The sequence below is a fragment of the Rheinheimera fenheensis genome, from assembly GCF_039871805.1.
Taxonomy (GTDB): domain Bacteria; phylum Pseudomonadota; class Gammaproteobacteria; order Enterobacterales; family Alteromonadaceae; genus Alishewanella; species Alishewanella fenheensis.
In genome coordinates this window covers 87,758-114,450 of the sequence record NZ_JBDPJM010000005.1, presented here as the reverse complement: position 1 = coordinate 114,450, position 26,693 = coordinate 87,758, and the positions used below count along the sequence as shown (strand labels likewise).

At 51.4% G+C, this 26,693-nt stretch carries 30 protein-coding genes; 12 read left to right on the top strand and 18 right to left on the bottom strand.

The features are described from left to right. Positions 1-75: 75 nt before the first annotated feature. The 11 genes from ABGI61_RS09335 to trmJ form a co-directional block, all read right to left on the bottom strand. The gene (locus ABGI61_RS09335) at positions 76-489 is read right to left on the bottom strand and encodes a phosphate ABC transporter substrate-binding protein (RefSeq protein WP_347600261.1); all 414 of its coding nucleotides are present in this window, start codon (positions 487-489) and stop codon (positions 76-78) included. A gap of 11 nt (positions 490-500) precedes the next feature. Then, a complete protein-coding gene (locus tag ABGI61_RS09330) occupies positions 501-1,631 on the bottom strand; it encodes a porin (protein WP_347600258.1) in 1,131 nt (376 codons plus the stop codon). A gap of 144 nt (positions 1,632-1,775) precedes the next feature. After that, the gene (gene fdx / locus ABGI61_RS09325) at positions 1,776-2,114 is read right to left on the bottom strand and encodes an ISC system 2Fe-2S type ferredoxin (protein WP_008218799.1); all 339 of its coding nucleotides are present in this window, start codon (positions 2,112-2,114) and stop codon (positions 1,776-1,778) included. A 3-nt stretch (positions 2,115-2,117) separates the two neighbouring features. Further along, positions 2,118-3,974 (bottom strand): Fe-S protein assembly chaperone HscA, encoded by a 1,857-nt coding sequence (gene hscA / locus ABGI61_RS09320; protein WP_347600253.1) that lies wholly within the window; start codon positions 3,972-3,974, stop codon positions 2,118-2,120. A gap of 8 nt (positions 3,975-3,982) precedes the next feature. Next, on the bottom strand, positions 3,983-4,507 hold the full coding sequence (gene hscB / locus ABGI61_RS09315; RefSeq protein ID WP_347600250.1) for a co-chaperone HscB: 525 nt from the start codon (positions 4,505-4,507) through the stop codon (positions 3,983-3,985). Between the two features lie 37 nt (positions 4,508-4,544). Continuing rightward, positions 4,545-4,868: an iron-sulfur cluster assembly protein IscA gene (gene iscA, locus ABGI61_RS09310; protein WP_008218792.1), complete on the bottom strand. Its 324-nt coding sequence runs from the start codon at positions 4,866-4,868 to the stop codon at positions 4,545-4,547. A 5-nt stretch (positions 4,869-4,873) separates the two neighbouring features. Beyond that, complete coding sequence (gene iscU, locus ABGI61_RS09305; RefSeq protein WP_347600246.1) at positions 4,874-5,257, bottom strand: Fe-S cluster assembly scaffold IscU; 384 nt, start codon at positions 5,255-5,257, stop codon at positions 4,874-4,876. 30 nt (positions 5,258-5,287) lie between these two features. Further along, positions 5,288-6,502 carry an IscS subfamily cysteine desulfurase gene (locus tag ABGI61_RS09300; RefSeq protein ID WP_347600243.1) on the bottom strand — a complete coding sequence of 405 codons (1,215 nt, stop codon included), beginning with the start codon at positions 6,500-6,502 and terminating at the stop codon, positions 5,288-5,290. A 17-nt stretch (positions 6,503-6,519) separates the two neighbouring features. Then, complete coding sequence (gene iscR / locus ABGI61_RS09295; protein ID WP_347600240.1) at positions 6,520-7,002, bottom strand: Fe-S cluster assembly transcriptional regulator IscR; 483 nt, start codon at positions 7,000-7,002, stop codon at positions 6,520-6,522. A 111-nt stretch (positions 7,003-7,113) separates the two neighbouring features. Next, complete coding sequence (gene cysE / locus ABGI61_RS09290) at positions 7,114-7,923, bottom strand: serine O-acetyltransferase (RefSeq protein WP_347600237.1); 810 nt, start codon at positions 7,921-7,923, stop codon at positions 7,114-7,116. 3 nt (positions 7,924-7,926) lie between these two features. Beyond that, positions 7,927-8,667, bottom strand: coding sequence for a tRNA (cytosine(32)/uridine(32)-2'-O)-methyltransferase TrmJ (trmJ, locus tag ABGI61_RS09285; protein ID WP_347600234.1), 741 nt, complete (start codon positions 8,665-8,667; stop codon positions 7,927-7,929). A 170-nt stretch (positions 8,668-8,837) separates the two neighbouring features. Between trmJ and ABGI61_RS09280 the strand changes: the two genes are divergently transcribed. The 7 genes from ABGI61_RS09280 to purH all read left to right on the top strand — a co-directional run bounded on the left by ABGI61_RS09280 (position 8,838) and on the right by purH (position 17,242). Next, positions 8,838-9,677, top strand: coding sequence for a class I SAM-dependent methyltransferase (locus ABGI61_RS09280; protein WP_347600232.1), 840 nt, complete (start codon positions 8,838-8,840; stop codon positions 9,675-9,677). A 27-nt stretch (positions 9,678-9,704) separates the two neighbouring features. After that, complete coding sequence (purD, locus tag ABGI61_RS09275; protein ID WP_347600229.1) at positions 9,705-10,988, top strand: phosphoribosylamine--glycine ligase; 1,284 nt, start codon at positions 9,705-9,707, stop codon at positions 10,986-10,988. A 6-nt stretch (positions 10,989-10,994) separates the two neighbouring features. Next, positions 10,995-12,788 (top strand): ExeM/NucH family extracellular endonuclease, encoded by a 1,794-nt coding sequence (locus ABGI61_RS09270; protein WP_347600226.1) that lies wholly within the window; start codon positions 10,995-10,997, stop codon positions 12,786-12,788. A 138-nt stretch (positions 12,789-12,926) separates the two neighbouring features. Next, a complete protein-coding gene (locus ABGI61_RS09265) occupies positions 12,927-13,823 on the top strand; it encodes a phosphoribulokinase (protein ID WP_347600223.1) in 897 nt (298 codons plus the stop codon). A gap of 243 nt (positions 13,824-14,066) precedes the next feature. Then, positions 14,067-15,041, top strand: coding sequence for a tRNA dihydrouridine synthase DusB (dusB, locus tag ABGI61_RS09260; RefSeq protein ID WP_439645777.1), 975 nt, complete (start codon positions 14,067-14,069; stop codon positions 15,039-15,041). Between the two features lie 17 nt (positions 15,042-15,058). Then, a complete protein-coding gene (gene fis, locus ABGI61_RS09255) occupies positions 15,059-15,349 on the top strand; it encodes a DNA-binding transcriptional regulator Fis (RefSeq protein ID WP_008218772.1) in 291 nt (96 codons plus the stop codon). Between the two features lie 306 nt (positions 15,350-15,655). Further along, complete coding sequence (gene purH, locus ABGI61_RS09250) at positions 15,656-17,242, top strand: bifunctional phosphoribosylaminoimidazolecarboxamide formyltransferase/IMP cyclohydrolase (RefSeq protein WP_347600219.1); 1,587 nt, start codon at positions 15,656-15,658, stop codon at positions 17,240-17,242. A 48-nt stretch (positions 17,243-17,290) separates the two neighbouring features. Here the strand turns inward: purH and ABGI61_RS09245 are convergent, their stop codons facing one another. Further along, on the bottom strand, positions 17,291-17,692 hold the full coding sequence (locus ABGI61_RS09245; RefSeq protein WP_347600216.1) for a gamma-glutamylcyclotransferase family protein: 402 nt from the start codon (positions 17,690-17,692) through the stop codon (positions 17,291-17,293). Positions 17,693-17,770: 78 nt separating this feature from the next. Beyond that, positions 17,771-18,253, bottom strand: a complete 483-nt coding sequence (locus tag ABGI61_RS09240; RefSeq protein ID WP_347600213.1) for a SixA phosphatase family protein — start codon at positions 18,251-18,253, stop codon at positions 17,771-17,773. 152 nt (positions 18,254-18,405) lie between these two features. Between ABGI61_RS09240 and ABGI61_RS09235 the strand changes: the two genes are divergently transcribed. The 4 genes from ABGI61_RS09235 (at position 18,406) to ABGI61_RS09220 (ending at position 20,159) form a co-directional block, all read left to right on the top strand. Continuing rightward, positions 18,406-18,828, top strand: coding sequence for an Hsp20/alpha crystallin family protein (locus tag ABGI61_RS09235; RefSeq protein WP_347600210.1), 423 nt, complete (start codon positions 18,406-18,408; stop codon positions 18,826-18,828). Between the two features lie 142 nt (positions 18,829-18,970). Next, entirely contained in the window at positions 18,971-19,201 is a 231-nt protein-coding gene (yacG, locus tag ABGI61_RS09230; protein ID WP_347600207.1) for a DNA gyrase inhibitor YacG, read from the top strand. A 57-nt stretch (positions 19,202-19,258) separates the two neighbouring features. Beyond that, positions 19,259-19,666 carry a hypothetical protein gene (locus ABGI61_RS09225; RefSeq protein ID WP_347600204.1) on the top strand — a complete coding sequence of 136 codons (408 nt, stop codon included), beginning with the start codon at positions 19,259-19,261 and terminating at the stop codon, positions 19,664-19,666. Continuing rightward, positions 19,659-20,159: a hypothetical protein gene (locus ABGI61_RS09220; RefSeq protein WP_347600201.1), complete on the top strand. Its 501-nt coding sequence runs from the start codon at positions 19,659-19,661 to the stop codon at positions 20,157-20,159. The genes ABGI61_RS09225 and ABGI61_RS09220 overlap by 8 nt, the downstream gene beginning before the upstream one ends. Here the strand turns inward: ABGI61_RS09220 and ABGI61_RS09215 are convergent. From ABGI61_RS09215 to secA, 3 genes are read right to left on the bottom strand one after another with little or no spacing between them, the layout of a single operon-like run. Continuing rightward, positions 20,148-20,555: a hypothetical protein gene (locus ABGI61_RS09215; protein ID WP_347600198.1), complete on the bottom strand. Its 408-nt coding sequence runs from the start codon at positions 20,553-20,555 to the stop codon at positions 20,148-20,150. The genes ABGI61_RS09220 and ABGI61_RS09215 overlap by 12 nt on opposite strands. 5 nt (positions 20,556-20,560) lie before the next feature. Next, positions 20,561-20,977 carry an 8-oxo-dGTP diphosphatase MutT gene (mutT, locus tag ABGI61_RS09210; protein ID WP_347600195.1) on the bottom strand — a complete coding sequence of 139 codons (417 nt, stop codon included), beginning with the start codon at positions 20,975-20,977 and terminating at the stop codon, positions 20,561-20,563. Between the two features lie 58 nt (positions 20,978-21,035). Further along, positions 21,036-23,753 carry a preprotein translocase subunit SecA gene (gene secA, locus ABGI61_RS09205; protein WP_347600192.1) on the bottom strand — a complete coding sequence of 906 codons (2,718 nt, stop codon included), beginning with the start codon at positions 23,751-23,753 and terminating at the stop codon, positions 21,036-21,038. A gap of 197 nt (positions 23,754-23,950) precedes the next feature. Between secA and ABGI61_RS09200 the strand changes: the two genes are divergently transcribed. Then, positions 23,951-24,424 (top strand): DciA family protein, encoded by a 474-nt coding sequence (locus ABGI61_RS09200; protein WP_347600189.1) that lies wholly within the window; start codon positions 23,951-23,953, stop codon positions 24,422-24,424. A gap of 35 nt (positions 24,425-24,459) precedes the next feature. Here the strand turns inward: ABGI61_RS09200 and lpxC are convergent, their stop codons facing one another. Together lpxC and ftsZ are read right to left on the bottom strand one after the other, a co-directional pair. Then, complete coding sequence (gene lpxC, locus ABGI61_RS09195) at positions 24,460-25,371, bottom strand: UDP-3-O-acyl-N-acetylglucosamine deacetylase (RefSeq protein WP_347600186.1); 912 nt, start codon at positions 25,369-25,371, stop codon at positions 24,460-24,462. Positions 25,372-25,504: 133 nt separating this feature from the next. Beyond that, the gene (gene ftsZ / locus ABGI61_RS09190) at positions 25,505-26,674 is read right to left on the bottom strand and encodes a cell division protein FtsZ (protein ID WP_347600183.1); all 1,170 of its coding nucleotides are present in this window, start codon (positions 26,672-26,674) and stop codon (positions 25,505-25,507) included. Positions 26,675-26,693 lie beyond the last annotated feature (19 nt).

Below are 26,693 nucleotides of genomic sequence, written 5' to 3'. Positions count from 1 at the left end.
TTGGTGAAAAAAACCTATTTTTTGCCAATAAAAAAGCCGCAACCTCGGGCTGCGGCTTTCGTTGATAAGAATAGCTTAGAAGGTGGCGACAACCTTCACGCTGCTATCGACACTGCTACTGTTGATATAACCAATAGCACTGCTATCAGCAGCTACGGCAGCTTTTACGGCAGCATCATCAGCCAGCTCTTTTGGTGGTGTACCTTTACCGGTAAACACCAGCTTTGACCAGTAAGCTTTTAGCTGCGCAGAAGAGCGGTTTAGTACTTTGCTGTCAAATTCAGCCCGCGCGGCCTGCCCTTCTGCTAAATTCAGTGGCGTGGCCTTGCTGCCGTCGGCAAAACTTGCACTACGACCTAAAAACAAGCGGTTAAGATCATCAGCAGACACCGCATTGGCATTGGCAGGACTAACCACTACAGCAATATCGGCCTGAGCTGAACCCGCCAGACACGCTGTTGCCAACAATACGATTTTGACTAATTTCATAAGGGACCTCCTTAAAACACCAGATCCACACCCAGCGTAACCAGGCTGGTGTCATCATCGGTAATGTCATTATTTACGCGGGTCAGCTGTGCTTTAAAAGCGGCTGAAGGGTGAAAGTCATACCGCAAGCCCAGGTTCCAGGCGTCACGTTTTACCTCAAACCGTTCAACGGCCTGCGTGACACCCAGCGCCAGTTGTGCCGGCACGCCTTGCGGCAACAGAGCAATAATATCGCGTTTGGCGTCGTTATCGCGTTTCTCGTAAGAAACATAAGGCGTCAGGCTGTCAAACCGACGGCCGATTGATACGTAGTAGCCATTTTGCTCGGCAATCAACGAATCATCCACTTCAGTGCGGGTGATCTCGGCAACCGCTACCCAGTCGTTTTTATCCAGTGTTAACGCCAGACCTAAAAAGGTGCTGCTCTCTTCATTCACATCAATCGCGCGGGCCACAGCACCTAAGCCGCTGGCGGTCAAAATGCCTGTCAGTGCATCAATATCCGGGTTAGACAAACTGGTGTCGCCCGTTAGATAAGCCAAACGTGCGCTGATACCATCACGACTCAGCTCCCAGGTAGCGCCCAGGACTTGGTCAATTTTAGCTTGTACTGTCAGGCCGGTAACTACTGCATCACCATCGAAACTACCCGCAATTAGCTGTAACGTTGAATCAAAGCTGCCAAGCGTCGCGGTGCGGTATAACGACACGCCTTCAATATTATCAAAGTCAAGGTTGTACACAGCTTCTGGCACGCGCGACCAATCGTAGGCGTAGCCAACATCTTTAAAATCAGAGTATTTATAAAATGGCGTGCGTAACCGACCGGCATTAATTTGCATATTGTCGGTAAGTTGATAGCTCAGGAAAGCCCATTCAAACTCGGCATTGAAATCTTCCCGACCGCGGCCCATCAGTTGAGCAGTGACAGACAACTTTTCACCTAAATCAGACATTACCTGTACAGCAAATAAACTCTCGTTTTTAAAATCAAGTTCATCAGTATAGCCATACAAGGTCGAGTCACTATCCAGCGTCATGCCGGCTTTAATAGAGGCAAAGCCATTAATGGTCAAATCAGCATACGCCGGCACCGCCAGTAAAGCCGTCAGCGTGAGCGTAAGCGCAGAACGTTTAAACATATGAACTCCGTCTTTTGTTGTTGTTAGTGCAAGATTAGCTGAGCTGCGGCTAATCTCCAGTATTTTCAGCAGTTTTGTTGATGTAAACCCGGTTCTGGCCGAAAAAAAACGGCCGTTACAGCCGCTTTTATCTTCACGATGGTCTTAATGACCTTCACTGACCAGATTAACCGTGTACTTGGGGATCTCGACCACCAGATCTTCATCGGCGATACGGGCCTGACAGCCTAAGCGTGACTCTGGCTCTAAGCCCCAGGCTTTATCCAGCATGTCATCTTCCAGCTCATCACTTTCGTTCAGTGAGTAAAAACCTTCGCGCACAATCACGTGACAGGTGGTGCAGGCGCAAGACTTCTCGCAGGCATGCTCAATGGCAATACCATTACGCAGCGCCACGTCCAGTACGGTTTCGCCGGTTTTAGCCTCTAACGCTGCGCCTTCCGGGCACAGCTGCGCATGGGGTAAAAATACAATTTGTGGCATCTGTTATACCTCGTCCACGTTATGGCCTTTAAGCGCGCGGCGAATAGATTGGTCCATTCGTCTTGCGGCAAAATCGTCTGTTAACTGGTTGGTGTGCTCGATAGCGGCTTTAATAGCGGCAGTATCGTCACCCTGCTTCACCTGCTGCAATGCAGTCAGCGCCTGCTGGATACTGTCCAGCTCGCTTTCACTTAATAACGCCGCGTCTGCTTTCAGTGCCTGGCTTACGGCTTCCAGTACGCGCTCGGCCTCAACCTGCTGCTCACGCAACAAGCGCTGCTGCATATCCTGACGGGCATACTGCATAGAGCCTTTTAGCATAGTAGCAACCTGATCATCGGTTAAACCATACGATGGCTTAACCTGAATATTGGCTTGTACGCCGGTTGATTTTTCCTGCGCCGTGACGCTAAGCAAGCCATCAGCATCAACCTGAAAGGTGACGCGGATATGGGCCCCGCCAGCTGGCATTGGCGGTATACCGCGCAGTTCAAAGCGCGCCAGAGAGCGGCAATCATCTACCAGCTCGCGCTCACCCTGCACCACATGCAGCGCCATTGCCGCTTGACCGTCTTTAAAGGTGGTAAATTCCTGCGCCCGAGCTACCGGAATCACGGTATTACGCGGGATAATTTTTTCGACCAAACCGCCCATGGTTTCAAGGCCCAAAGATAATGGGATCACATCCAGCAGCAGGGTGTCACCTTCAGCTTTATTGCCCACCAACACATTGGCCTGAATAGCGGCACCAATCGCCACCACTTTATCCGGATCTATCGAGGTTAGTGGCTCAGTGGCAAAAAACGCAGCGACCTGCTGGCGTACCAGTGGCACCCGGGTAGAGCCGCCAACCATCACTACCTTAACAATATCTTCAGCACTTAAACCGGCATCACGCAGTACCTGACGACAGGCGCGAATAGTTTGTTTGACCAGCGGGCTTATCAGTTGCTCCAGCTCAGCCCGGCGCAGGCTGCCGTTATATACGCCGTCATTCAGCGGCAGGGCAAAATCGACGCTATCCTGCTCAGTCAGCAGTTCTTTAAGCTGGCGTGCCGTAGTTAAATACTGGCGCATTTGCTGGTGGCTTAATTTGGCCTGGCCGGTTTGCTGCTGCAGGTGACTGACAATAGCGTGATCAAAATCGTCACCGCCCAGTGCCGAGTCGCCGCCAGTGGCCAGTACTTCAAACACACCACGGCGCAGCCGTAAGATAGAAATATCGAAGGTGCCGCCGCCTAAATCGTACACGGCAATTACCCCTTCCTGACCGGAGTCGAGGCCGTAGGCCAGCGCTGCGGCTGTCGGTTCATTCAGTAACCGCAGCACATTAAGGCCGGCTAATTTGGCGGCGTCTTTAGTCGCCTGACGCTGGGCATCATCAAAATACGCCGGCACAGTAATCACCACACCGTTTAACTCGCCACCTAAGGTTTCACTGGCCGTGTTAGCCAGGGTAGCAAGTATTTCTGCCGAGACTTCTACCGGGTTTTTCACGCCCTGTGCCGTGTCAATGGCAACCAGCCCCTGCTGATCAACCAGCTGATAAGGCACCTGCTGTTTTAACGCCGTGGTTTCGCTGTAGCCTTTACCCATCAGGCGTTTTACTGAAACTATGGTATTGTGCGCATCATCAACTGCGGCTGCCAGTGCCGCATCACCCACCACGACACCATCTGGCGTGTAACGCACTACAGAGGGCACCATGTCACGGCCCTGGCGGTTTACCAGGGTTTTAGCTTCACCGCTGCGCACTGTGGCGACCAATGAATTGGTAGTGCCAAGGTCAATACCGGCTGCCAGTTTATGCTGGTGCGGCGCCGCGCTCTGGCCCGGCTCTGCGATCTGTAATAACGCCATAGTGTTGTTTAGTCTTGTAGTTGCTGTTCAATAAGCTCCAGCTCTTGCTGCAGCTTAAAGAAGAATTTTAGTTTACGGATAAGATCTGCCGCTAGCTGGTCCTGCTCAGCAGTTTGCGCATCCAGTGCGCTGGCAAGTTGCTTAAGCAGCTGCTTTTTTTGCTGCTGCAGCTTACGCTCGATACTGTCTATCACAGCGTCCGGATCGTCGCTCTGCGCCACCTCGGACAGCTGCTCTCGCAGCTCCATCTGCTGCATTAAAAACATGGGATCAGTGAAGCTACGCTGCTCGTTACTGATTTTTAAGCCACGCAGCGCCAGCAAGTGCTCGGCACGCAGCAACGGCTGCTTTAAGCTGTGGTAGGCATCATTAATGTTGGCGGTTTGTTGCACCGCCAACAACTTGTCGCGCTCCGAGCCACTGCTGTGCTGATCCGGATGAAACTGTTTTTGCAGTTTCAGGTAGCGCGAACCGAGCTCGGTTAAATCGAGGTCGAACTGCGCCGGCAGATTAAACAGCTGAAAGTAATTCATCCGGCCCTTCGATGGTTAAGGTAACAGGTTAAACCGCTTAAACGGTGAAGCTTTCACCACAACCACATTCGCCGTTAACGTTGGGGTTGTTAAACTGAAAACCTTCGTTCAGGCCTTCTTTGACAAAATCCAGCTGGGTGCCGTCGATATACACCAGGCTTTTGCCATCAACGATCAGTTTTAAATCGTCATGTTCAAACACCTGATCGTCATCGTTTAGCGTATCGACAAACTCCAGCACATAAGCCAAGCCCGAGCAGCCGGTGGTTTTTACCCCGACCCTAAGGCCAATGCCCTTACCACGGTTTTGCAGAAAACTGCGCACCCGGTCGGCAGCGGCTTGCGTCATCGAAATGGCCATGCTGCTTAGCCTCCGTGTTTCTGCTTGTAGTCGGCAATGGCTGCTTTAATGGCGTCTTCGGCCAGAATAGAGCAGTGAATTTTTACCGGTGGCAGCGCCAGCTCTTGCGCGATGTCAGTATTTTTAATTTGCTCGGCTTCGGCCAGGCTTTTACCTTTTACCCACTCGGTTACCAGTGAGCTGGAGGCAATAGCGCTGCCACAGCCGTAGGTTTTAAACTTGGCATCTTCAATAATGCCTTGCTCGTTCACCTTGATTTGCAGCTTCATCACGTCGCCACAGGCCGGTGCGCCGACCATGCCGGTTGCTACACCAACATCGTCTTTGTCAAAAGCGCCGACGTTGCGTGGGTTTTCGTAGTGGTCGATTACTTTATTACTGTAAGCCATGATAGTTACCTCTGTTTGCAGCCGGCGCGCTTAGTGCGCAACCCAGGCCACAGTGTTTAAATCGATACCGTCTTTGTACATATCCCACAGCGGAGACATAGCACGCAGCTTTTCAATGGCCTGGTGCACTATCTTAATGGTGTGGTCTACCTGCGCTTCGGTGGTAAAACGGCCGATACTGAAACGGATAGAGCTGTGTGCCAGTTCGTCACTCATGCCCAGCGCACGCAGTACATAAGATGGCTCCAGGCTGGCGGAGGTACAGGCAGAGCCCGACGATACCGCAATGTCTTTCAGTGCCATAATCAGCGACTCGCCTTCAACATAGTTAAAGCTGATATTGGTGATATGCGGCACGCGCTTCGTTGCGTGGCCGTTTAAGAACACTTGTTCGATGTCTTTTACACCATTAACCAGCTTGTCGCGCAGCGCACTGATACGCTTAATTTCGTCATGCATTTCCAGCTTGGCAATACGGAATGCTTCACCCATGCCGACAATCTGGTGGGTAGGTAAGGTGCCTGAACGCATACCACGCTCATGCCCGCCACCATGCATTTGCGCCTCCAGGCGGATGCGTGGCTTACGGCGGACAAATAACGCCCCTATGCCTTTAGGGCCATAGGCTTTGTGTGCTGAGAATGACATTAAATCTACTTTTAATGCCTGCAGGTCGATATCAACCTTGCCAGCGGCCTGGGCAGCATCGACATGGAAAATAATACCTTTGCTACGGCACAGCTCACCAATGGCAGCAATATCCTGCACCACACCAATTTCGTTATTAACAAACATTACGCTGATGACAGTGGTATCAGGGCGGATCGCCGCTTCTAACATCTCTATGGTCACTAAGCCATCAGTTTGCGGCTCTAAATAGGTCACTTCGTAACCTTCACGCTCTAACTGGCGCATGGTATCCAGCGTGGCTTTATGCTCGGTTTTTACCGTGATTAGGTGCTTACCCTTTTTATGGTAAAAATCGGCTGCACCTTTGATGGCCAAGTTGTTTGACTCGGTAGCGCCTGAGGTAAACACAATTTCACGCGGGTCAGCATTTACCAGCTCAGCAATCTGGCTACGAGCAATTTCTACCGCTTCTTCGGCTTGCCAGCCAAAACGATGCGAACGTGACGCCGGGTTACCAAACTCGCCGTCCATCGTTAAATACTGCATCATTTTCTCTGCTACCCGTGGGTCGACCGGGGTAGTTGCAGCGTAATCCAGATAAATAGGTAGCTTCATTGTTTGCTCCGTGTTGCCTACAGCTGGCAGCTGACTTCGATATCAGTTGCCGGGTTTTTTACAATGCGGCTGTTTTGCCGCTTTGCCACGTTCTGTACATCGTGCTGGTTAACCAGCTCGCCCAGCGTAATGCCGGTAAGAAAATCTTCAATGCGGTGACTTAAGTCACTCCACAGGGTATGGGTTAAACAGCGGGTGCCACTGTGACAATCTGACTTGCCCTGGCAGCGGGTAGCATCAACCGACTCATCCACCGCACTAATGACATCCGACACCGAAATCTGTGCTGCTTCGCGCCCTAGCTGGTAACCACCACCTGGGCCACGCACACTGCTTACTAAACCTTGTTTACGCAGGCGGGCGAATAACTGTTCAAGATAAGATAACGAAATACCCTGGCGCTCAGATATGTCAGCCAATGGCACAGGCCCGTTGGCGGTATGTAGCGCCACATCCAGCATAGCTGTAACCGCATAACGGCCTTTTGACGTTAATCTCATATAGTCCCCTCAACAGCAGTAGCGCTATTTTACTTTCCTGACTATTTTAGTCAAGTATTAATACCCGACTAATTTAGTAAGGTATTTAGGTTGAGGGTTCAATGTTTTTATTTAGATGTTGGGATCAAAGGCTTCCACATCACGTTTGCGTTCCTGCGCAGCGCGCTGCTCCGCCAGACGGAAGTCTTCCTCATCGATCGCCACGGCCGGTACTTCCTCGCAGACATTACCACCCAGCTGATTAACGCTGTGGCACAACTCGCCCACTTTATTATCCAAAAACTGGATATGATCCAGCATACGGCCGATGGCATTGGCTACCGGATCCGGGTTATCGGCCGACACGGCGTAGGCATCAAAGCCGAACTTTTGCGCCAGCTGCTTGCGCTCAGCGCTCACCTCGGCATCAGCTTTAGCAACAATCCGACCTGGGATCCCCACCACAGTGGCGCCAGCCGGTACATCTTTTACCACCACCGCATTAGAGCCAATGCGGGCATTTTCGCCCACTTGCAACGGCCCCAATACCTTGGCGCCGGCACCAATAACCACACCATTACCCAGTGTTGGGTGGCGCTTACCGGGGTTCCAACTGGTGCCACCTAAAGTAACACCATGATACAAGGTCACATCATCGCCAATCTCGGCGGTCTCGCCGATTACTACACCCATGCCATGGTCGATAAAGAAACGGCGGCCGATTTTGGCACCGGGGTGAATTTCCACCCCGGTTAACCAGCGCGCTATGGTGCTTAAAAACCGCGCCAGCCATTTAAAATTAGCCCGCCACAGTTTATGGCTAAGCCGGTGCCACCAGATGGCATGCAGCCCCGGGTAATTGGTTAATACTTCAAAGCTGCTGCGTGCGGCCGGGTCACGCTCAAAAACACTTTTTATATCTTCTTTAATACCCGCAAACATGCCCTACTCCTTGTCGCCGGCCGCCTTTTGGCCATAGCGCTGAACTGAGGTTAAGATGCCACGTAAGATGTTGTATTCAGTTTCTTCCGGCCGCGCCCGGGTAAATAGCCGTTTAAGTTTGGTCATTACCACGCCAGGGTGCTGCTTAATAATAAAGCCGGTATCGTTTAAGGTGTCTTCCAGATGACGATAAAAACTTTCCATTTGCGCACTGCTGGGATACGCCACCTCTGACACTGGTTGCGGTTGCTGTGCTGTTGCCAGATACGCCATACGCACTTCGTAACTTAGCACCTGCACCGCCATTGCCAAATTCAGTGAGCTGTATTCCGGATTGCCCGGTATCGACACCTGACGGTTACATAGTTGCAGCTCTTCGTTGGTCAGGCAGCTCTTTTCGCGGCCAAACACCAGCGCCACAGGATGACTGGGCGCCTCCTGTACACACAGCTCACCGGCCTGACGCGGGTTAAGCATGGGCCAGCCCAAGGTACGCTCACGAGCACTGACCGCAATCACCAGCGGGCAATCGGCAATGGCTTGCTCCAGAGTATCGAATACTTTGGTATTGGCCAGCACATCACTGGCGCCGGCTGATAACGCGTAGGCCTGGCCGTCCGGCAGCGTTTTCGGTGCCACCAGATACAGCTGTGATAAGCCCATGGTTTTCATCGCCCGGGCTACCGAGCCAATATTGCCGGTATGGCTGGTGCCCACCAGGATAATACGGATTTGGTCTAACATAAGGCTTCCCGCGTAAAAGGGCCCGCATTCTATCACAGCCGAATGCAATTGTTGATGAGAAAATAGCAGTCTGGCCATCTGAATTAAACCAGACAATGTGCCTGACTCACCTGCTTTTTTAGCATTGTTTTGCTACACTAGCGCCACTTTTACTCCAGGGAACCACGAAGATGAAAACACTTACACTCGCTACCGTGCTGTCTGCTCTGCTGTTAAGTCCACTGGCCAGCGCCAGCACGCCAACCACGCAAGCCGCGGCTGAAGCCTTGCAACTGGCCGTTGACCACCCAAGCCGCAGCTCGGCTAATGTCGCCCGCGATAAATACCGCAACCCGGTTGCTACGCTGCAATTTTTTGACGTGACGCCAAGTAGCACCGTGGTAGAAATTGCCCCCGGTGGCGGCTGGTACACCGAAATTCTGGCGCCTTTACTGGCGGCACATGGCACTTATTATGCCGCACACTTTCCCGCTGACAGCAGCTCAGATTACTACAAGCGTAGCCGCGCGGCTTTTGTTGAAAAGCTTGCGGCCAACCCGGTATACAACCGGGTACAGCTGACTGAGTTTGCCCCCGGCAACAGCAGCGCCATTGCACCGTCCGGCAGTGCCGATGTCGTGCTGACCTTCCGTAACCTGCATAACTGGTATGGCAATGGCGGTGACGAGGGCATGGTGGCCATTTTCAAAGACTTCTATAACGCATTAAAACCAGGTGGGGTGTTAGGCGTGGTAGAGCACCGCTTGCCGGCTGATAAAGCCAGCGGCGATTGGCAAAAAACCGGTTACTTCCCGCAGGCGCTGGCGATAAAACTGGCTGAGCAAGCCGGCTTTGTGTTTGAAGCCGAAAGCAACATTAACGGCAACCCGAAAGACACGGCCGACCACCCGGGCGGTGTCTGGACCTTACCCCCTGTGCTGCGACTAAAAGAGCAGGACAAAGAGAAATATCTGGCCATTGGCGAAAGCGACCGTATGACGCTGAAGTTTCGCAAGCCGGTATCTGAGTGATTTTTTGATTAATTGACGGAAAGCTAAATGAAAGTATTGGTAATTGGCGGCGGTGGCCGCGAGCATGCACTGGCCTGGAAAGCCGCCCAGTCACCTCTGGCCACTGAGGTATTTGTCGCGCCGGGCAATGCTGGCACCGCACGTGAGAGCACCCTGACCAATGTCGCGATAGCCGCAGATGATGTGCCAGCGCTACTAGCGTTTGCTAAGGCAGAAGCTATCGACCTGACTATCGTCGGGCCCGAGGCGCCGCTGGCCAAAGGTGTGGTCGATGCGTTTCGCGCAGCAGATCTGGCCATTTTTGGCCCGACGCAAGCCGCGGCGCAGCTGGAAAGCTCCAAAGCCTTTGCCAAAGACTTTTTAGCCCGTCACAAGATACCCACCGCCGCCTATCAGACTTTCAGCGACATTGCTCCGGCCAAAGCCTTTGCGAAAACGCTTGGCTTACCGGTGGTCATTAAAGCCGACGGTCTGGCGGCGGGTAAAGGCGTTATTATTGCGCAAAACCAACAGGAAGCCGATGCCGCTATTGACGATATGCTGTCAGGCAATAAATTTGGCGATGCCGGCAGCCGGGTAGTAATTGAAGAGTTTTTAACCGGTGAAGAGGCCTCTTTTATCGTGATGGTTGATGGTAAAACGGCATTACCATTTGCCTCATCACAAGACCATAAAGCGCGTGATAATGCCGATAAAGGCCCGAATACCGGCGGTATGGGTGCATACTCACCTGCCCCCGTGGTAACACCAGCAGTACATGACTGGGTGATGCAGCATGTGATTTACCCTACCGTTAACGGCATGGCCAGCGAGGGAGTGGTATTTACCGGCTTTTTATACGCCGGTTTAATGATAGCGCCGGATGGCAGTGCCAAGGTACTGGAATTTAACTGCCGCTTTGGTGACCCGGAAACTCAGCCGATTATGCTGCGCTTGCAATCTGATTTGGTTGAGCTTTGTCTGGCGGCAACAAAAGGCGATCTGGCCGGTAAGCAGATCCAATTTACCGAACAGGCTGCAGTGGGGGTGGTATTAGCCGCTGGCGGTTACCCTGACAGCTATGCCAAAGGCAAGGTGATCAGCGGTCTGGATGGCATCGACAGCAATAGCGCCAAAGTGTTTCACGCCGGTACCGAGCAAAAAGATGGCCAGGTACTGACTAACGGTGGCCGGGTGCTGTGTGCTACAGCCTTAGGGGCTAATGTTACGCAAGCGCAGCAAGCCGCCTATCAGCTGGCCAGTCACATTAGCTGGGATGGCATGTTCTGCCGCACCGATATCGGTTATCGTGCTATTGCCCGCGAGCAGTAGTAACAGATGATGCGTCAGAGTTTAACGTCAAAGCAGCTGGCACTGCTCGCTGCTTTTGCTTGCAGTATCATAGCACCCGGCCAGGCACTGGCAGAGTGTTTGGCTGACACAACGGCAATCTCAGCAATTCAGGGTAATACGCAGAGCAGCCCGCTGCTGGGCCGCAAGTTAACCACGCAGGGCATCGTTACTGCAGTGGTTTACCCCGGCAGCAAAGCCGCCGGCCTGATGCTGCGCGCTGAACAAAATACAGACCCGTTAACAGCCAACAGCCTGTTTATTGCTGATAATGAAGCGGCTGCAATTTACCAGCCAGGACAAGTATTGCAGGTAACTGGCACTGTCGCTGAACTTAGCCAACAGACCAGCCTGCATCAGGTAAGTGAAATTAAACTGTGCGGTGAAGCCGTAACAGTTAGCCCGCTGCGCCTGACACTGCCTTTGACTGATAACCTGAATTGGGAGCGGCTAGAAGGCGCGCTACTGCACTTTAGCCAGCCCCTTATTGTGAACGACACTTACCATCTGGCGCGCTACGGTGAGATCACCGTGGCCGACCAACGGCTAATGGTACCCACCGAGCAGCAGTTACCCGGCGAGGCGGCAGCAGCACTGTTTGATACTCAGCAACAACGCCAGATGCTGGTGGTAGATGATGGCCGTTATCAGCAAAACCCCGAGCCATTAATGCTGGGCGCGGTCAAAATCAGCGCCAGCCAAACCCTCAGAGTCGGCGATACGCTGCATGATCTTACCGGCGTGCTATGGCAGGATGAACGGGGCTACCGTTTAGTACCAACCACAACGCCACAGTTCAGCCAGACCAACCCCAGACCCGCAGTCCCGGCCGCTAAACCGGCCAAAGCCTTACGCGTGGCCAGCTTCAATGTGCTGAATTACTTTAATGGCGCTGGGCAAAACCCGGCATTTCCAACCCGCCGCGGCGCCTCTACCCCGGCAGAGCTGGCACGGCAGCAGGCAAAAATGGTCGCAGCATTGGCTGCACTGGATGCCGATGTCATTGGTTTGTTAGAAGTTGAAAATAACGGCTATAACCAGCAAGGCGCATTGGCAGAGCTGACCACCGCGCTGAATAAAGTGGCCAGTAAACCCTACCGCTTTATTATCACCCGCGAGCAGCCTGGCACTGATGCGATTAAAGTGGCGCTGTTGTATCGCCCGGCCACTGTCAGTGTCGAGGGCAAAGCCGCCATGCTGTTAACCGCACCTTTTGACTGGGGCAGCCGGCCACCACTGGCACAAAGCTTCCGCCACCTTGCGACTAGCGAGTTGGTTACCGTCAGCATTAACCACTTTAAATCCAAAGGCAGCTGCCCAAAAGACGGCAAAGATGTTAATGCTGATCAGCAAGACGGCCAGGCCTGCTGGAATGCCCTGCGCACCCGTTCGGCTAAAGCCCTGAGTGATTGGCTGCAAAGCCAGCCGACCGGTGTCAGCACCGACAAACAGATTATTCTTGGTGATCTGAATGCGTACCGGCGGGAAGACCCCATCCGCACGCTGGAGCAGCAAAACTGGCAATATCTGCAAAGCGCACAGGGCAGCCAATACTCTTATGTGTTTCGTGGTCGCACCGGCTCGCTGGATCATGCGTTGGCAAGCCCCGCGCTCGCCAAACAGCTTAGCAGCATGCAGCACTGGGCTATTAACGCCGATGAACCTGTGCTGCTGGATTACAACACCGAGTTTAAAAGCACAGCACAGCAGAAGTTATGGTACAGCGCTGGTCCGTATCGTTCATCTGATCACGACCCACTGATTGCCACCTTTGAGTTCTAAACTCCCCGGGTTCAGCCAGTTAACAGACTGAACCCGCAGCGAGCCTCTCTGTTCCTCGTAATAAAGCGCAAGAAACAGTTGCCCAGTATCGAACACTTGTTTTAAGGTTAGGTTCAGTTAAGTTAGCGGGCGACAGTTATGTCTCATAAAAACCCTATTATTGCCATTACCGGTTCTTCCGGCGCCGGCACGACGACCACGACCATAGCGTTTCAGCATATCTTTCGCACGCTCGGCATCGACGCCGCCTTTGTTGAGGGTGACTGTTTCCACCGCTTTAGCCGGCCAGAAATGGAAGTGGCGATACGTAAAGCGAAAGAAGAAGGCCGTCACATCAGTTATTTTGGCCCGGAAGCGAATGACTTTGGTGCGCTGGAAAACTTTTTTGCCAGCTATGGCGAAACCGGCAGCGGCAAAATCCGCCATTACCTGCACACCTTTGACGAAGCCGTGCCCTACAACCAGCTGCCCGGCACCTTCACGCCCTGGCAGGATTTGCGCCCAAACACGGATTTACTGTTTTATGAAGGTTTACATGGTGGCGCCGTCACCGATGAGCATAATGTCGCGCAGCATGTCGACTTACTAATCGGCATGGTGCCGATTGTTAACTTAGAGTGGATCCAAAAAATTATCCGCGACACCTCAGAGCGGGGCCATAGCCGTGAAGCGGTGCAGGCCAGCATAGTGCGCAGCATGGACGATTATATTAACCATATTACGCCGCAGTTCTCGCGCACTCACATTAACTTTCAGCGTGTGCCGACAGTGGATACCTCTAACCCGTTCAGTGCCAAAGATATTCCGTCGCTGGATGAAAGCTTTGTTGTGATCCGCTTTCGCGGCATTAAACATGTCGATTTTCCTTACTACCTGCAGATGATCCAGGGCTCGTTTATGTCACGGGTGAATACGTTGGTAGTGCCAGGCGGCAAAATGGGCCTGGCGATGGAGCTGATTTTAACGCCACTGATTGAAGAGTTAATGATTAAACGGCGCCAGGCTCGCGGCCAGGTAGACTGGCTAGGTACCTAAGCCAGACCAAACCGGTTCTACCGGTTTGGTCTGGTTGCAAAACGAACAGCCCTACAATTATCTTTTTTGCCAGCGCCCATTCCACCGTGTTTCTGCCTTCACAAAACACCAATTTTCAGCCGTTTAGCGAATGTCAAGACAGCAAAGGTCAGTAAATTTACACTTTTGTTTAAATAATAGCCTTTGCTTTGGCGGCAAAAATCCGTAAACTTAGCGCCCCTTACGGGTAGAGCCTTGGATTACGTGGTGCGCATAGGTCCATATCAGTTAGCGAACAAAGTAATTTGTGCTCCGATGGCTGGGGTGACTGATCACACTTTTCGTGAGCTTTGCCGCCGTTTTGGTGCAGCCTTAGCTGTGTCGGAAATGCTGTCGAGCAACCCGTTGGTGTGGCAAAGCGAAAAATCGCAAAATCGTATGGGCCACAGACAAGAGTCTGGCATCCGCTCGGTACAAATTGCCGGTTCAGACCCGCAGCAAATGGCCGAAGCCGCGCAGTACAACGTGTCTATTGGTGCCGATATTATCGACATTAATATGGGTTGCCCGGCTAAAAAGGTGAATAAAAAACTGGCGGGCTCTGCCTTATTGCAGTACCCGGATTTAGTGCAACAAATTGTGCGCGCTGTGGTCGATGCAGTTAAGGTGCCGGTCACGTTAAAAATCCGCACCGGTTGGGATACCGACAACCGCAATGGTGTACAGATTGCGCAGATTGCACAGGATAACGGCATACAGGCACTGGCGGTGCATGGCCGCACTAAAGCTTGTATGTATAAAGGCGAAGCCGAGTACGACACTATCCGTGCAATTAAGCAAAGCGTGTCGATACCTGTGGTTGCCAATGGCGATATCACCACACCGGAGAAAGCGCGCTTTGTGCTGGATTACACCGGGGCTGACGCCATTATGATAGGCCGCGCCGCACAAGGCCGGCCGTGGATTTTCCGCGAGGTGGTGCATTATCTGGCCACCGGCGACAAACTGGCGCCACCGGCAATCGCCGAGGTGCGTCAGATCATGCTGGAACACGTGCAGGGTTTACACCAGCTTTATGGTGAGCATGCCGGTTCCCGTATTGCCCGCAAACATGTGGGCTGGTATTTAGCCGAGCACGATGCGCTCGGCGTGTTTCGTAGTGAATTCAATGGCATTGAGTGCGCTAAGCAGCAACTTGACGCCTTAAATGACTATTTTCATCAACTAGCAGCAACCTAACGTAAAAGAGAAAAGCAATGTTTAATTCGAACGTTACTTCGCCATTTATTACTAACGCTAACGTACAGTCTCAGGAAAAGCCGCAGGCATTAAGCACTGCCGCCCAGAAAGCCGTTGCTAACTACCTGCAACAGTTAAACGGTCAGGACGTTACCGATCTGTACGAGCTGGTATTATCTGAATTAGAGCGCCCGTTACTGGAAGAGGTAATGAAATATACCCGCGGTAACCAAACCCGCGCTGCTAACCTGATGGGCATCAACCGCGGCACGCTGCGCAAGAAATTAAAACAGTACGGCATGAGCTAATGCCAACGCGGGGTTCGCCCCGCTGCTAAGCACCTTCGGGTGCTTTTTTATTGGCTGGTCCTGAGGAATTTTACGCATTACCTTCCGCATTAGCTTCGGTACTCAGGCAGCGACGACAACGTTAACAAATTAAGTGGCAACTGCCACCTTGCTCACGCAAACACGCCGTAAACCCATCCCTGGGGGCTCGTCTCAGCCCGTCCAGGGCTTCAACGGTTCGCTTAGAGCAAGCTGACATCTGCCCATGCGCTAAACTGGCGTTACAATTTTAATACGATTTCTGCAAGCTAAAATGAGAGTCTAAGCATGACGACACTAAGACCTATCCGCCGCGCACTGTTAAGTGTGTCCGACAAAACCGGTATCGTAGAATTTGCCCGCGCGCTTGAAGCCGCTCAGGTAGATATCCTCTCTACCGGTGGCACGGCAAAATTACTGGCCGAGCAAGGCATTAAGGTAACGGAAGTCTCTGACTATACCGGCCACCCGGAAATTATGGACGGCCGGGTAAAAACCCTGCATCCGAAAATTCACGGTGGCATTTTAGCCCGCCGCGGTGTTGACGAGGCGGTAATGGCCGACAACAACATCGGCCCGATCGATTTAGTGGTCGTTAACCTGTATCCGTTTGCCAGCACAGTAGCTAAACCCGGCTGCACACTGGAGGATGCGGTGGAAAACATCGACATCGGTGGCCCGACTATGGTGCGCGCGGCAGCGAAAAACCACAAAGACGTGACTATTGTCGTTAACGCCAAAGACTACGATAAGGTACTGGCCGAAATGCAAGCCAACGGCGGCGCTACTACCCACGCCACCCGTTTTAGTCTTGCGATCAGCGCTTTTGAGCATACGGCCCAGTACGATGGCATGATTGCCAACTACTTTGGTGCTATGCTGCCGGCGTACGACACGCCAGCCGAGCCGGCTAGCAAGTTCCCACGCACTTTTAACGCGCAGTTTGTTAAGAAACAAGACTTACGCTATGGCGAAAACAGCCACCAGAGCGCAGCGTTTTACGTGCAGGATGGCGCCACTGAAGCGTCTGTTTCTACTGCCAAACAGCTGCAGGGTAAGGCGCTGTCGTACAACAATATCGCCGACACCGACGCGGCACTGGAGTGCGTAAAAGAATTCGCAGAACCTGCCTGTGTAATTGTTAAGCACGCCAACCCGTGTGGCGTCGCCATTGGTGACAGCATTCTGGAAGCGTATAACCGCGCCTATAAAACCGACCCAACCTCAGCCTTTGGCGGCATTATTGCCTTTAACCGCGAGCTGGATGAAACCACAGCGCAGGAAATTGTCAGCCGCCAGTTTGTTGAAGTAATTATTGCCCCGTCAGCAACTGATGCTGCCGTTGCGGTAGTGGGCACCAAGCCAAATGTGCGTTTACTGGTATGCGGTGAATTTAGCGCAGCTGCGCCAGCGCTGGACATTAAGCAGGTTAACGGCGGTATGTTACTGCAAGACCGTGATCAGGCCAAAGTTGCTGCATCAGACTTAAAAGTCGTCACCAAACGCCAGCCCACCGAGCAGGAGTTAAAAGACTTACTGTTCTGTTGGAAGGTTGCCAAGTTTGTTAAGTCAAACGCCATTGTCTACGTAAAAGACAGCATGACTATTGGTGTCGGTGCCGGCCAAATGAGCCGGGTATATAGCGCAAAAATCGCCGGTATTAAGGCTGCAGACGAGAAACTGGAAGTAAAAGGCTCAGTGATGGCGTCAGACGCCTTCTTCCCGTTTCGCGACGGTATCGACGCAGCAGCAGCAGCTGGCATTACTGCAGTGATCCAGCCAGGTGGCTCAATTCGCGATGCGGAAGTTATCGCCGCCGCCGACGAGCACGGTATGGCTATGGTATTTACCGGCGTACGCCACTTTAGACACTAATAAGCTAATTTGCTTCAAACAAAAGGCCGCACAGCGGCCTTTTTATTCTCACTTCTTCGGATCAAGAAAATCGCCGCTTTGGATCTGCTGTAAACCCGACGTATCGCGGTTGTAGATATATACCCAGGCGCTAAAGCTGGTGCCGTTTTCCAGCGTTACTTGCTGCTGTTCACGCCGGTATTCTTGTGGCTCGGCAAAGCCTTCACCACACTCTTCGTACTTATCTAGCATTGGCAGTAACAGCTCTGGCTGCACCAACTGATACAGCTCGCCCACCACCTGATCGGCAGTGTTGCTTGATGGTACAGCAGCGGGGTAATAACTCACCCGGTACATACGCGCCTGATATCGCGCCATGCTAACAAAGCGGGCATGTGCTACAAGCTGCTGGTGCATTGGATGGTGGGCGTTTTGGCGTAAGGTGCCGTACACAAAAAGATATTCTGACATAGCGATGTGTTTCAGCTGTTTTGCTCACTGTGCCAGTGCTAATGTGCAATGGCAAGCCACTTTGCTAACACACAAGCGCTACATAAAACGTGCGGGTACTGACCACTGCAGTTCAGCCTGCGCCAGATCTTCACTGATACTGATACAGCTCAGCGACGCTTTACGAATATTAATCACCGGCATGTCAGTGCCCAGCAAACGGCTAATCAGCAGTGAAAAATCCGGCTCATGACCAACCAGCAAGGTATGCTCCGGCAATGTTGGCCATAACAACTGCAGCTGCGCTATAGCTTGTGCAACCGGCGTTTCCAGCGCCAGCCAGGGCTGCTCAGTAGCAGCGGAAAAGCCGGCGTTTTTACACACTATGGCCGCTGTTTGCACCGCACGTGGGTAAGGACTGGTGAGCACCTGCTGCATACTCAGGTTTTGCCGCTGCATAAAGTCAGCGACCCTGCGGGCCTGCAGCCGGCCTTTTTCTATCAGGCAGCGGTCGATATCCAGCTGATTAGGCCGGATGACTTCAGCAGTAGCATGACGCAGAAAATAGAGGAATTTATTCATAGCGCGCAGTTATAGCAGCGTTGTAAGGCATATTTATGACATTGTAGGCAGACTTTTCAACATCACACCAATTCTTGATCCAGCTCAATTGCCCGGATTACAGCTGAACTAAGGTTATTTCGCTGTAGAAAAATCAACCAAAGGAGACCATCATGAGCCTGTTACCGCGTAACCGTTTTGACTTTGACAGCCTGTTCGATAACTTCTTTGCGCCCACTGCTTGGAAAAGCAACGATACCGAGTTTTTTGCGCCCAAAGTCGATATTAAAGACAATAAAGACCATTACCAAATCACGGCGGAATTACCCGGCGTGAAAAAAGACGATATTCATATCAGCCTGGAACGCGGCGTATTAACGCTTGAAGCTGAAGTAAAACAGGAAGATAAAGAAGAGAAAGATGGCAAGCTAATTCGACAGGAACGCCGCTACGGCAAAATAATGCGCAGCTTTACTGTGGGCGATGCCGTGCATGAAAACGATATTAGTGCCAGCTTTAAAGACGGCCTGCTCAGCATTAAAGCACCGAAAAAAGCCGCTACCGAAGCCCCCAGTCGTAAAATCAGTATCAGTTAGCCTTCTTTGCCGACAACCGCCCGTTTATAACGGGCGGCTGCGTTGTCACACGCCAAGTGCAGAATCCCCATCTTGCGCATCCAGGTATTGGTAACTCTGGGCCTGGGTTGCTAGAATGGCCGCACTAAGGAGACTGCCACCGATGAAAGTAAACTGCCCTACCTGTGACAACGCCGTTGAATGGAGTGCTGCTTCTCCATTTCGGCCATTTTGCTCTGAGCGCTGCAAACTGATTGACCTAGGCGACTGGGCTGCAGAAAACCACCGCATACCTGATAAAGCGCCAATTGACGCTGCGCTATCAGAAGAATATCTGGCCGAGCTGGAGCAGGAATTTATCACCCAGGATAATGACTTTTTCAAAAACAATTAATTTACAATCGATACACAAAACACTATCCTTACCACTTTAAACAAGGATAGGTTTGTTATGAATTGCCCTACAATTGTGAATCTGCAACTTAGCCAAAGCAGCTTGGAAGCAGTTAAAGAAATTGAACGTCTCGGCTCACTCGAAAAACTGGGTAGCAAATTTTTGTTGCTCGGTCAGTTATGGTCAATTTTTGGTGGCGCTAGTCGCACAGGTGCTTCAGGCTCCGGAGCACAGCAACTTGAGGGGACACTGGCTTTCAAACTGGCATCTTCTGATTCCGCTCAGTCTGGTTATGCTATTTATTCCACTAATTGGGACGTCTTCTTTGACTCTGTAAAAGGGCTTGGTGCTGTAAAACGTCGTCAAATTGAATCAGTCGCATTAAGACAAACACAGAAGTCGTCTTTATCAGTAAAAGAAAGACAATTTTGGAAAGCGGTTTATCAAGGATGTGGCTATGAATAAACTGCTCATTGCTATAACTTTACTGCCATATAGCTTAAATGCTTCAGATATCACCGAGGCATTTTCATACGCTCAAACCACTCAGGCTGCATATGAAACAGCAACAGAATACTGTCTGAAGCAGAGGAAAACGGAAGTATCGTTAACTTCGACTGAGCTCAATTTGTTAGCGAAGATTCCTTATTCCGAAGCTATTGTTCCATACTTAGAGCAAAGGGCATTTCTTAAGTGTGTCTCTGAGACTAAATTAAACTACATCGAAACGCTGGTTTTACTCGAGAAGTTGAATGCTTCCGTAAAAAACGAAGAAGTTTCACGTTTTATCAGGCAGCAAAAAGAAGATAACTTTCATCTCATCGAACTAGAAATCAAACTTGATTATATGAAGTTACCCTTAGATGTCAGAGAACGTCTTGAATCAATAAGCTCGCTACATGCACCTTTTGATGGTGTGAAACTACAAGAGTTAATCTGGCCAGCATTAGATAACTAGTAGGTGCCTTAGTAGTATAGATAGCAGCAATACCCAGCCTAAAATGGCTAAACCAAATGTTTCTATATCTCCAGCTTTAGGCTGCCGGAGTAAATACAGCAAAGTTTCTCTGGGAAAAACAATAAGCGGGGCAATTAACCCCGGCAGTACGAAACTCCACAATCCGCTGAATGATAGGGCGCGCCCTGCTTTATTCCCCTGATCCCCTAATTGTTGGATTGTTGACTCCACACCACTGAGCAAACAATAGGCAGTGTAGCCAATAAAGCAGCCCAATAAAAAAATCTGCCAATAGGACAGAGCCTTACGGCTAAATTGGAACTCCTCCTTGTACCACTGATAGCCAACTATCAGCAAAGGTAAAACAAGAACCAACGGCAATAACAAGCTGGTCATATTAACTAGCCATTTATAGTCTGAGTGGCAAAATACTGCTGTACGCGCTCGACTATGGGCTGGTTGGCGTCGGGAAATTCGATGCTATCAAGCGCACTGACGTCCACCCAGCGCAGTGGCTGGCCTTCGCGGCCGTGTGGCTCGCCGTTGAAGGCGCTCACCAGATAAATATCTAATAGCACGGTTTTCTCCGGATAAGCATACTCCAGCTGCATAAAGGCACAGCTTTGTGTTACCTCAATGGCGACTTCCTCTAACAGCTCGCGTGCCAGCGCCTGTGGCACCGTTTCACCGCTTTCAACTTTACCGCCGGGAAACTCCCATTTGCCACCCTGATGCTGTTTACTGCCGCGTAATGCCAGTAAGATCTGTTGGCCGCGTACTATCACGCCGACGGCAACATGCACGATTTTGTTACTCATACTTCCCCCAGAAACAACAAAGCCAGCCTGAGCTGACTTTGTCTTACCACCACTGGCGTTAAACCAGCTTACCGTGACATTGTTTGTACTTTTTACCCGAACCACAAGGGCAAGGATCATTTCGGCCTATCTTGTCGTGGTCGCGGAACACCGGCCCCGTTGGCATACCCGCAGGCACATCGCCACCGACATGCTCCGCTTCGGCATGCTGATAATCATGTGGCACAGCATCGGCCTTACGGCGCTGCTCTTCTACTGCTTCCACATCTTCAGCTGCCCGCACCTGTACCCGGCTTAATACGCCGATAACATCCACTTTCAGGTTTTCCAGCATGGTGGAGAACAGCTCAAAAGCTTCGCGCTTATATTCCTGTTTCGGGTTTTTCTGTGCATAACCACGCAGGTTAATGCCCTGACGCAGGTGGTCCATCGCCGCCAGGTGCTCTTTCCAGTGCGTGTCCAGGCTTTGCAGCATAATGGCCTTTTCAAACTGACGCAGTACCTGTGGGCCCACCATTTGCTCTTTATGCTGATAGGCTTTTTCAACCTCTTCAGCAATACGCTCACGCAGCTTTTCTTCAAACAGCTTTTTATCGTCTGCCAGCCATTTGGCAATCGGTAAATCCAGCGAGAAATCGGCTTTTAAGCGCTGCTCCAGCCCCGGAATATCCCACATCTCGTCCAGTGACTGTGGCGGAATATATTGGCTTATCACACCATCCACGACGTCTGCGCGAATAGCGTTAATGGTTTCACTGATGTCGGTGGCATCTAACAGCTCGTTACGCTGCTCGTACACCACTTTACGCTGATCGTTGGCAACATCATCAAACTCTAATAGCTGTTTACGGATATCAAAGTTACGCGCTTCTACTTTACGTTGCGCGTTTTCGATGGCGCGGCTGACCCAAGGATGCTCAATAGCTTCGCCTTTTTCCATACCCAGCCGGCGCATCATGCCAGCCATACGGTCTGAAGCGAAAATACGCATTAAGGCATCATCCAGCGACAGGTAGAACCGGCTTGAACCCGGGTCACCCTGACGGCCTGAACGGCCACGCAGCTGGTTGTCAATACGGCGCGATTCATGCCGCTCAGTACCAATAATATGTAAACCACCGGCGGCGATTACCGCGTCATGGCGCTGTTGCCAATCAGCTTTCACTTTGGCTTTTTGCGCTTCGGTCGCATCATCGCCAAGTGCTGCTAATTCAGCCTGTAAGCTGCCGCCCAGCACGATGTCAGTACCACGACCGGCCATGTTGGTGGCAATGGTTACCGTACCCGGCTGACCGGCCTGAGCAATAATTTGCGCTTCGTTAGCGTGGAATTTGGCGTTTAATACCTGATGTTTAATCTTGGCTTTGTTTAGCAGGCCCGATAAGTACTCTGAGCTTTCAATGGACGCTGTACCCACCAGGACCGGACGGCCGGCATCGCGGGTAGCGGTAATGTCAGCAATGATAGCCTGGTACTTGTCTTCGGCAGTTAAGTACACCAAATCGGCCATATCGTTACGCACCATAGGCCGGTTGGTTGGCACTACTATGGTCTCCAGGCCATAAATTTGCTGGAACTCAAAGGCTTCGGTATCGGCTGTACCTGTCATACCAGCAAGTTTGTCGTACAGGCGGAAGTAATTCTGGAAGGTAATAGAGGCCAATGTCTGGTTCTCGTTCTGAATTTTTACCCCTTCTTTGGCTTCTACCGCCTGGTGTAAACCTTCAGACCAGCGCCGGCCTTCCATAGTACGGCCGGTATGCTCATCAACAATGACAATTTCGCCGTCTTTAACCACGTAATCGACGTCACGCTTAAACAGCTGATGGGCACGTAGAGCAGCATACACATGGTGCAACAAGGTAATGTTGGCAGCGGAGAATAAGGTATCGTGCTCGCCAATCATGCCTTTTTCACGCAGCATCTCTTCTACTTTGATCTGGCCTTGTTCGGTTAAATACACCTGACGGGCTTTTTCATCTACCGTAAAGTGGCCATCGCCGTGTGCGCCTTCTTCGTCTTCTTTGTCCTGTTTAACCAGGTTAGGCACCAGCACGTTAATTTGCTTATACAGCTCTGAGCTGTCTTCAGCCGGGCCAGAGATGATCAGTGGCGTACGGGCTTCGTCAATTAAGATAGAGTCAACTTCATCGATAATGGCAAAGGCCTGATCGCGTTGCACCCGATCTTGCGGTGAAAACGCCATATTATCGCGCAGGTAGTCAAAACCAAATTCGTTGTTGGTACCGTAGGTAATGTCGGCCTGATAGGCTTTTTGCTTATCCGGGTGGGCCATGCCGGGCACGTTAACGCCAACTGTCATACCTAAAAAGCCAAACAGCGGTGCGTTGGTTTGCGCATCGCGACGGGCCAGGTAATCGTTCACGGTAATAACATGCACGCCTTTACCACTTAACGCATTTAAGTAAGCAGGTAAGGTGGCGGTAAGCGTTTTACCTTCACCGGTACGCATCTCAGAAATTTTGCCCTGATGCAGCACCATGCCGCCAATTAACTGCACATCGAAATGGCGCATGCCAAACACGCGTTTACTGGCCTCACGCACCGTAGCAAAAGCTTGTGGCAGTATATCGTCTAAGCTGCTGCCATTGGCCAGTAGCTGCTTAAATTCCGCCGTCTTTTGTTTTAATTGGTCATCGGATAAGGCTTCGAACTCAGCCTCGAGGCTATTAATGTGCTGAACCTGTTTTTCTAGTTTTTTTAAGAAGCGGTCGTTGCGGCTACCAAATAACTTGGCAAAAAGTTTTCCAAACATTATCCCAATACCATTTTAAGTTAAAACTGCAGGGCAGCCCCGGCGGCCTTTGGCCTTACCAGTATCAAATTGCTGTTGTGCAAGCATATTACGCCAGATATGGTGCCCTATGCTAATGCTTTCAAGGTGTAACATGTTCGCTTGGACGCTAAGCTGTTACACTGCGTTATCTGTTTCACTGCTGCCGGGAGTTAAGCATGACCCGTTACACGCAAAAACCTCAGGATATCAGTAAGCTGCTGTCACACAGCCCGCTGGCGTCGCAGCAGCAACAAGTACAACTGGTGCAACAGTTAAACCAGATATTGGCCGAGGTATTGCAACTGGAGCAATTGAGCTTTTGTCAGGTAAGCTGTATTCGTGATGGCAGAGCCATTATTTTATGCGCATCGCCCAGCTGGCTGACCCGTCTAAAAATGCAGCGCGACGCCATTCTAGACAATTTTCGCCGAAAAATCTTGCCCGATTTAGCCGGCATTGAGATTGAAGCCTCGCCTAATGGCCAGATAAACCGGCCCAAAGTGCAGCTGCCGACGGAAAACAGCAAGCAATTATCTGCACAGGCAGCCGACAGCCTGCGGCAGCTGGCGGCCGGCACCGACGGTGCACTGGCGAAAGCACTGTTAAAACTGGCAGAAAATGCCAGCGCCAAAAATGACAAAACCCGGTAATTACCGGGTTTGTGTTTGATAAGGCTGATAGATCATTACGCCAGCTGCGGCGCCAGATAAGAAATAGGCATGTCGGCTTTGTCTTCAAAGCTGACGAATTCCCAGTTTGCCTGGTCCGCCAACACGGCACATAACAGCTGGTTATTCAGCGCATGACCGGTTTTAAAGGCTTTGAACTCACCTAAGATGCTGTAACCGGCCATATACAGATCGCCAATCGCATCAAGAATTTTGTGTTTAATAAATTCATCTTCGTAGCGCAGGCCGTCCTGGTTTAATACCCGGTACTCGTCCAGCACTACGGCATTATCGAAGCTGCCGCCTAATGCCAGGTTATTGGCACGCAGGTACTCCACTTCATGTAAGAAGCCAAAAGTACGGGCGCGGCTGATGTCTTTAATAAAACCGGCGGCCGAGAAATCCATCAGCATATGCTGGGTGGTTTCTGCAATCACCGGGTGGTTAAATTCGATAGCAAAATCTATTTTAAAGCCGTGATGCGGCTTAAACTCGGCCCACTTGTCGCCGTCTTCTACCCGCACATGCTTTTTAATGCGGATAAACTTTTTCGCCAGGCGCTGCTCGGCAACACCGGCTTCCAGTAACAGGTAAACAAAGGGGTTGGCGCTGCCGTCCATAATCGGAATTTCTGCAGCGTCTACTTCAACCACCAGGTTGTCGATACCTAAACCGGCAATGGCCGCCATCAGGTGTTCAGTGGTAGATAACCGCACGCCATTGTCGTTGATTAAACAAGTACACATCACAGTATCACCCACTAACTCAGGTGCTACCTTAAAATCGACCACAGGATCAAGATCTACACGACGGAACACGATACCCGTGTTGTCCGGCGCAGGTCGGAGAGTAAGCGTAACCTTTTCGCCTTTGTGCAATCCCACTCCAATGGAGCTGACTGTTTTGCCGATGGTACGTTGTTTAATCATAATTTATTCCTGCTCAAATAATAAGCAATCACAAAATGGCGGCGAAGCATAGCATAACGTGGCAATTATGCCAAATTTCACTGAACAGCAGCTTAATCCTGCTGTCGGCCCTGCCGTGCGACTAAGCTAACGCTTAGTCGGCTTGTTTACGTAAAAATGCCGGAATATCAAAGATATCGATATTCGCTTTGCTCTCAGGCTGCGCTTTTACTGCCGCTGGCTGCTCCTGACGCACTTGCTGTGTTTCGTGCTGTGGTTGCAGCGCGGCACCGCCCTGAGTACCGTAAAACGGCTTCTGTACTTCTACCGTACGGTTGTTTGGTACCAGGCTGATATCCGGCCGGCGGTCGGCACCAATACCGGTAGCCACTACCGTTACACGCAGCTCGTCTTGCATGTTCGGGTCAATCACTGCACCTACAACTACAGTGGCGTTTTCAGACGCGAAAGCTTTAACCGCGTTACCTACGGTTTCAAACTCTTCAATGCTGATATCCAAACCGGCAGTGATATTCACCAGTATGCCTTTAGCGCCTGATAAATCGATATCTTCCAGCAGCGGGCTGGAAATGGCCTGCTCGGCGGCTTCTTCCGCACGGTCCGGGCCAGTCGCACGGCCGCTACCCATCATGGCAGTGCCCATCTCAGACATTACTGTACGTACGTCGGCAAAGTCGACGTTGATCAAACCCGGGCGGGTAATTAATTCAGCAATACCCTGTACTGCGCCAAGCAGTACGTTATTTGCTGCTTTAAACGCATCCAGCAAACTGGTGCCTTTACCCAGCACCTTTAACAGCTTGTCGTTAGGAATAGTGATCAGCGAGTCAACATGCTTGCTCAGCTCTAAGATACCTTCATCAGCGTAGGCAGTACGCTTTTTCCCCTCGAATGGGAATGGCTTGGTGACCACCGCCACGGTTAAAATACCCAGCTCGCGCGCCACTTCAGCCACGATAGGCGCCGCACCGGTACCGGTACCACCACCCATGCCGGCAGCGATAAAGATCATATCAGCGCCCTGCAGGGTTTTCTTAATGGTTTCGCGGTCTTCCTCGGCAGAACGACGACCGATATCCGGGTTAGCACCCGCACCTAAGCCCTTGGTAACATTAGAGCCCAATTGCAGGGTAATATTGGCCGATGAATTACGCAGTGCCTGCGCATCGGTATTGGCGGCAACAAACTCCACCCCTTCGATGTTGCTGGCAACCATGTACTCGACGGCATTACCGCCACCACCACCAACACCTATTACTTTAATAACAGCTTCTTCGCTGTGGTTTTCCATTAACTCAAACATAGCTCTCTCTCCGTTTCTA

What these genes read in the sequence shown, in the direction of transcription:
- ABGI61_RS09335 (WP_347600261.1), bottom strand. Translation starts at nt 489, where the DNA reads ATGAAATTAGTCAAAATCGTATTGTTGGCAACAGCGTGTCTGGCGGGT.
- ABGI61_RS09330 (WP_347600258.1), bottom strand. Translation starts at nt 1,631, where the DNA reads ATGTTTAAACGTTCTGCGCTTACGCTCACGCTGACGGCTTTACTGGCG.
- fdx (WP_008218799.1), bottom strand. Translation starts at nt 2,114, where the DNA reads ATGCCACAAATTGTATTTTTACCCCATGCGCAGCTGTGCCCGGAAGGC.
- hscA (WP_347600253.1), bottom strand. Translation starts at nt 3,974, where the DNA reads ATGGCGTTATTACAGATCGCAGAGCCGGGCCAGAGCGCGGCGCCGCAC.
- hscB (WP_347600250.1), bottom strand. Translation starts at nt 4,507, where the DNA reads ATGAATTACTTTCAGCTGTTTAATCTGCCGGCGCAGTTCGACCTCGAT.
- iscA (WP_008218792.1), bottom strand. Translation starts at nt 4,868, where the DNA reads ATGGCCATTTCGATGACGCAAGCCGCTGCCGACCGGGTGCGCAGTTTT.
- iscU (WP_347600246.1), bottom strand. Translation starts at nt 5,257, where the DNA reads ATGGCTTACAGTAATAAAGTAATCGACCACTACGAAAACCCACGCAAC.
- ABGI61_RS09300 (WP_347600243.1), bottom strand. Translation starts at nt 6,502, where the DNA reads ATGAAGCTACCTATTTATCTGGATTACGCTGCAACTACCCCGGTCGAC.
- iscR (WP_347600240.1), bottom strand. Translation starts at nt 7,002, where the DNA reads ATGAGATTAACGTCAAAAGGCCGTTATGCGGTTACAGCTATGCTGGAT.
- cysE (WP_347600237.1), bottom strand. Translation starts at nt 7,923, where the DNA reads ATGTTTGCGGGTATTAAAGAAGATATAAAAAGTGTTTTTGAGCGTGAC.
- trmJ (WP_347600234.1), bottom strand. Translation starts at nt 8,667, where the DNA reads ATGTTAGACCAAATCCGTATTATCCTGGTGGGCACCAGCCATACCGGC.
- ABGI61_RS09280 (WP_347600232.1), top strand. Translation starts at nt 8,838, where the DNA reads ATGAAAACACTTACACTCGCTACCGTGCTGTCTGCTCTGCTGTTAAGT.
- purD (WP_347600229.1), top strand. Translation starts at nt 9,705, where the DNA reads ATGAAAGTATTGGTAATTGGCGGCGGTGGCCGCGAGCATGCACTGGCC.
- ABGI61_RS09270 (WP_347600226.1), top strand. Translation starts at nt 10,995, where the DNA reads ATGATGCGTCAGAGTTTAACGTCAAAGCAGCTGGCACTGCTCGCTGCT.
- ABGI61_RS09265 (WP_347600223.1), top strand. Translation starts at nt 12,927, where the DNA reads ATGTCTCATAAAAACCCTATTATTGCCATTACCGGTTCTTCCGGCGCC.
- fis (WP_008218772.1), top strand. Translation starts at nt 15,059, where the DNA reads ATGTTTAATTCGAACGTTACTTCGCCATTTATTACTAACGCTAACGTA.
- purH (WP_347600219.1), top strand. Translation starts at nt 15,656, where the DNA reads ATGACGACACTAAGACCTATCCGCCGCGCACTGTTAAGTGTGTCCGAC.
- ABGI61_RS09245 (WP_347600216.1), bottom strand. Translation starts at nt 17,692, where the DNA reads ATGTCAGAATATCTTTTTGTGTACGGCACCTTACGCCAAAACGCCCAC.
- ABGI61_RS09240 (WP_347600213.1), bottom strand. Translation starts at nt 18,253, where the DNA reads ATGAATAAATTCCTCTATTTTCTGCGTCATGCTACTGCTGAAGTCATC.
- ABGI61_RS09235 (WP_347600210.1), top strand. Translation starts at nt 18,406, where the DNA reads ATGAGCCTGTTACCGCGTAACCGTTTTGACTTTGACAGCCTGTTCGAT.
- yacG (WP_347600207.1), top strand. Translation starts at nt 18,971, where the DNA reads ATGAAAGTAAACTGCCCTACCTGTGACAACGCCGTTGAATGGAGTGCT.
- ABGI61_RS09225 (WP_347600204.1), top strand. Translation starts at nt 19,259, where the DNA reads ATGAATTGCCCTACAATTGTGAATCTGCAACTTAGCCAAAGCAGCTTG.
- ABGI61_RS09220 (WP_347600201.1), top strand. Translation starts at nt 19,659, where the DNA reads ATGAATAAACTGCTCATTGCTATAACTTTACTGCCATATAGCTTAAAT.
- ABGI61_RS09215 (WP_347600198.1), bottom strand. Translation starts at nt 20,555, where the DNA reads ATGACCAGCTTGTTATTGCCGTTGGTTCTTGTTTTACCTTTGCTGATA.
- mutT (WP_347600195.1), bottom strand. Translation starts at nt 20,977, where the DNA reads ATGAGTAACAAAATCGTGCATGTTGCCGTCGGCGTGATAGTACGCGGC.
- secA (WP_347600192.1), bottom strand. Translation starts at nt 23,753, where the DNA reads ATGTTTGGAAAACTTTTTGCCAAGTTATTTGGTAGCCGCAACGACCGC.
- ABGI61_RS09200 (WP_347600189.1), top strand. Translation starts at nt 23,951, where the DNA reads ATGACCCGTTACACGCAAAAACCTCAGGATATCAGTAAGCTGCTGTCA.
- lpxC (WP_347600186.1), bottom strand. Translation starts at nt 25,371, where the DNA reads ATGATTAAACAACGTACCATCGGCAAAACAGTCAGCTCCATTGGAGTG.
- ftsZ (WP_347600183.1), bottom strand. Translation starts at nt 26,674, where the DNA reads ATGTTTGAGTTAATGGAAAACCACAGCGAAGAAGCTGTTATTAAAGTA.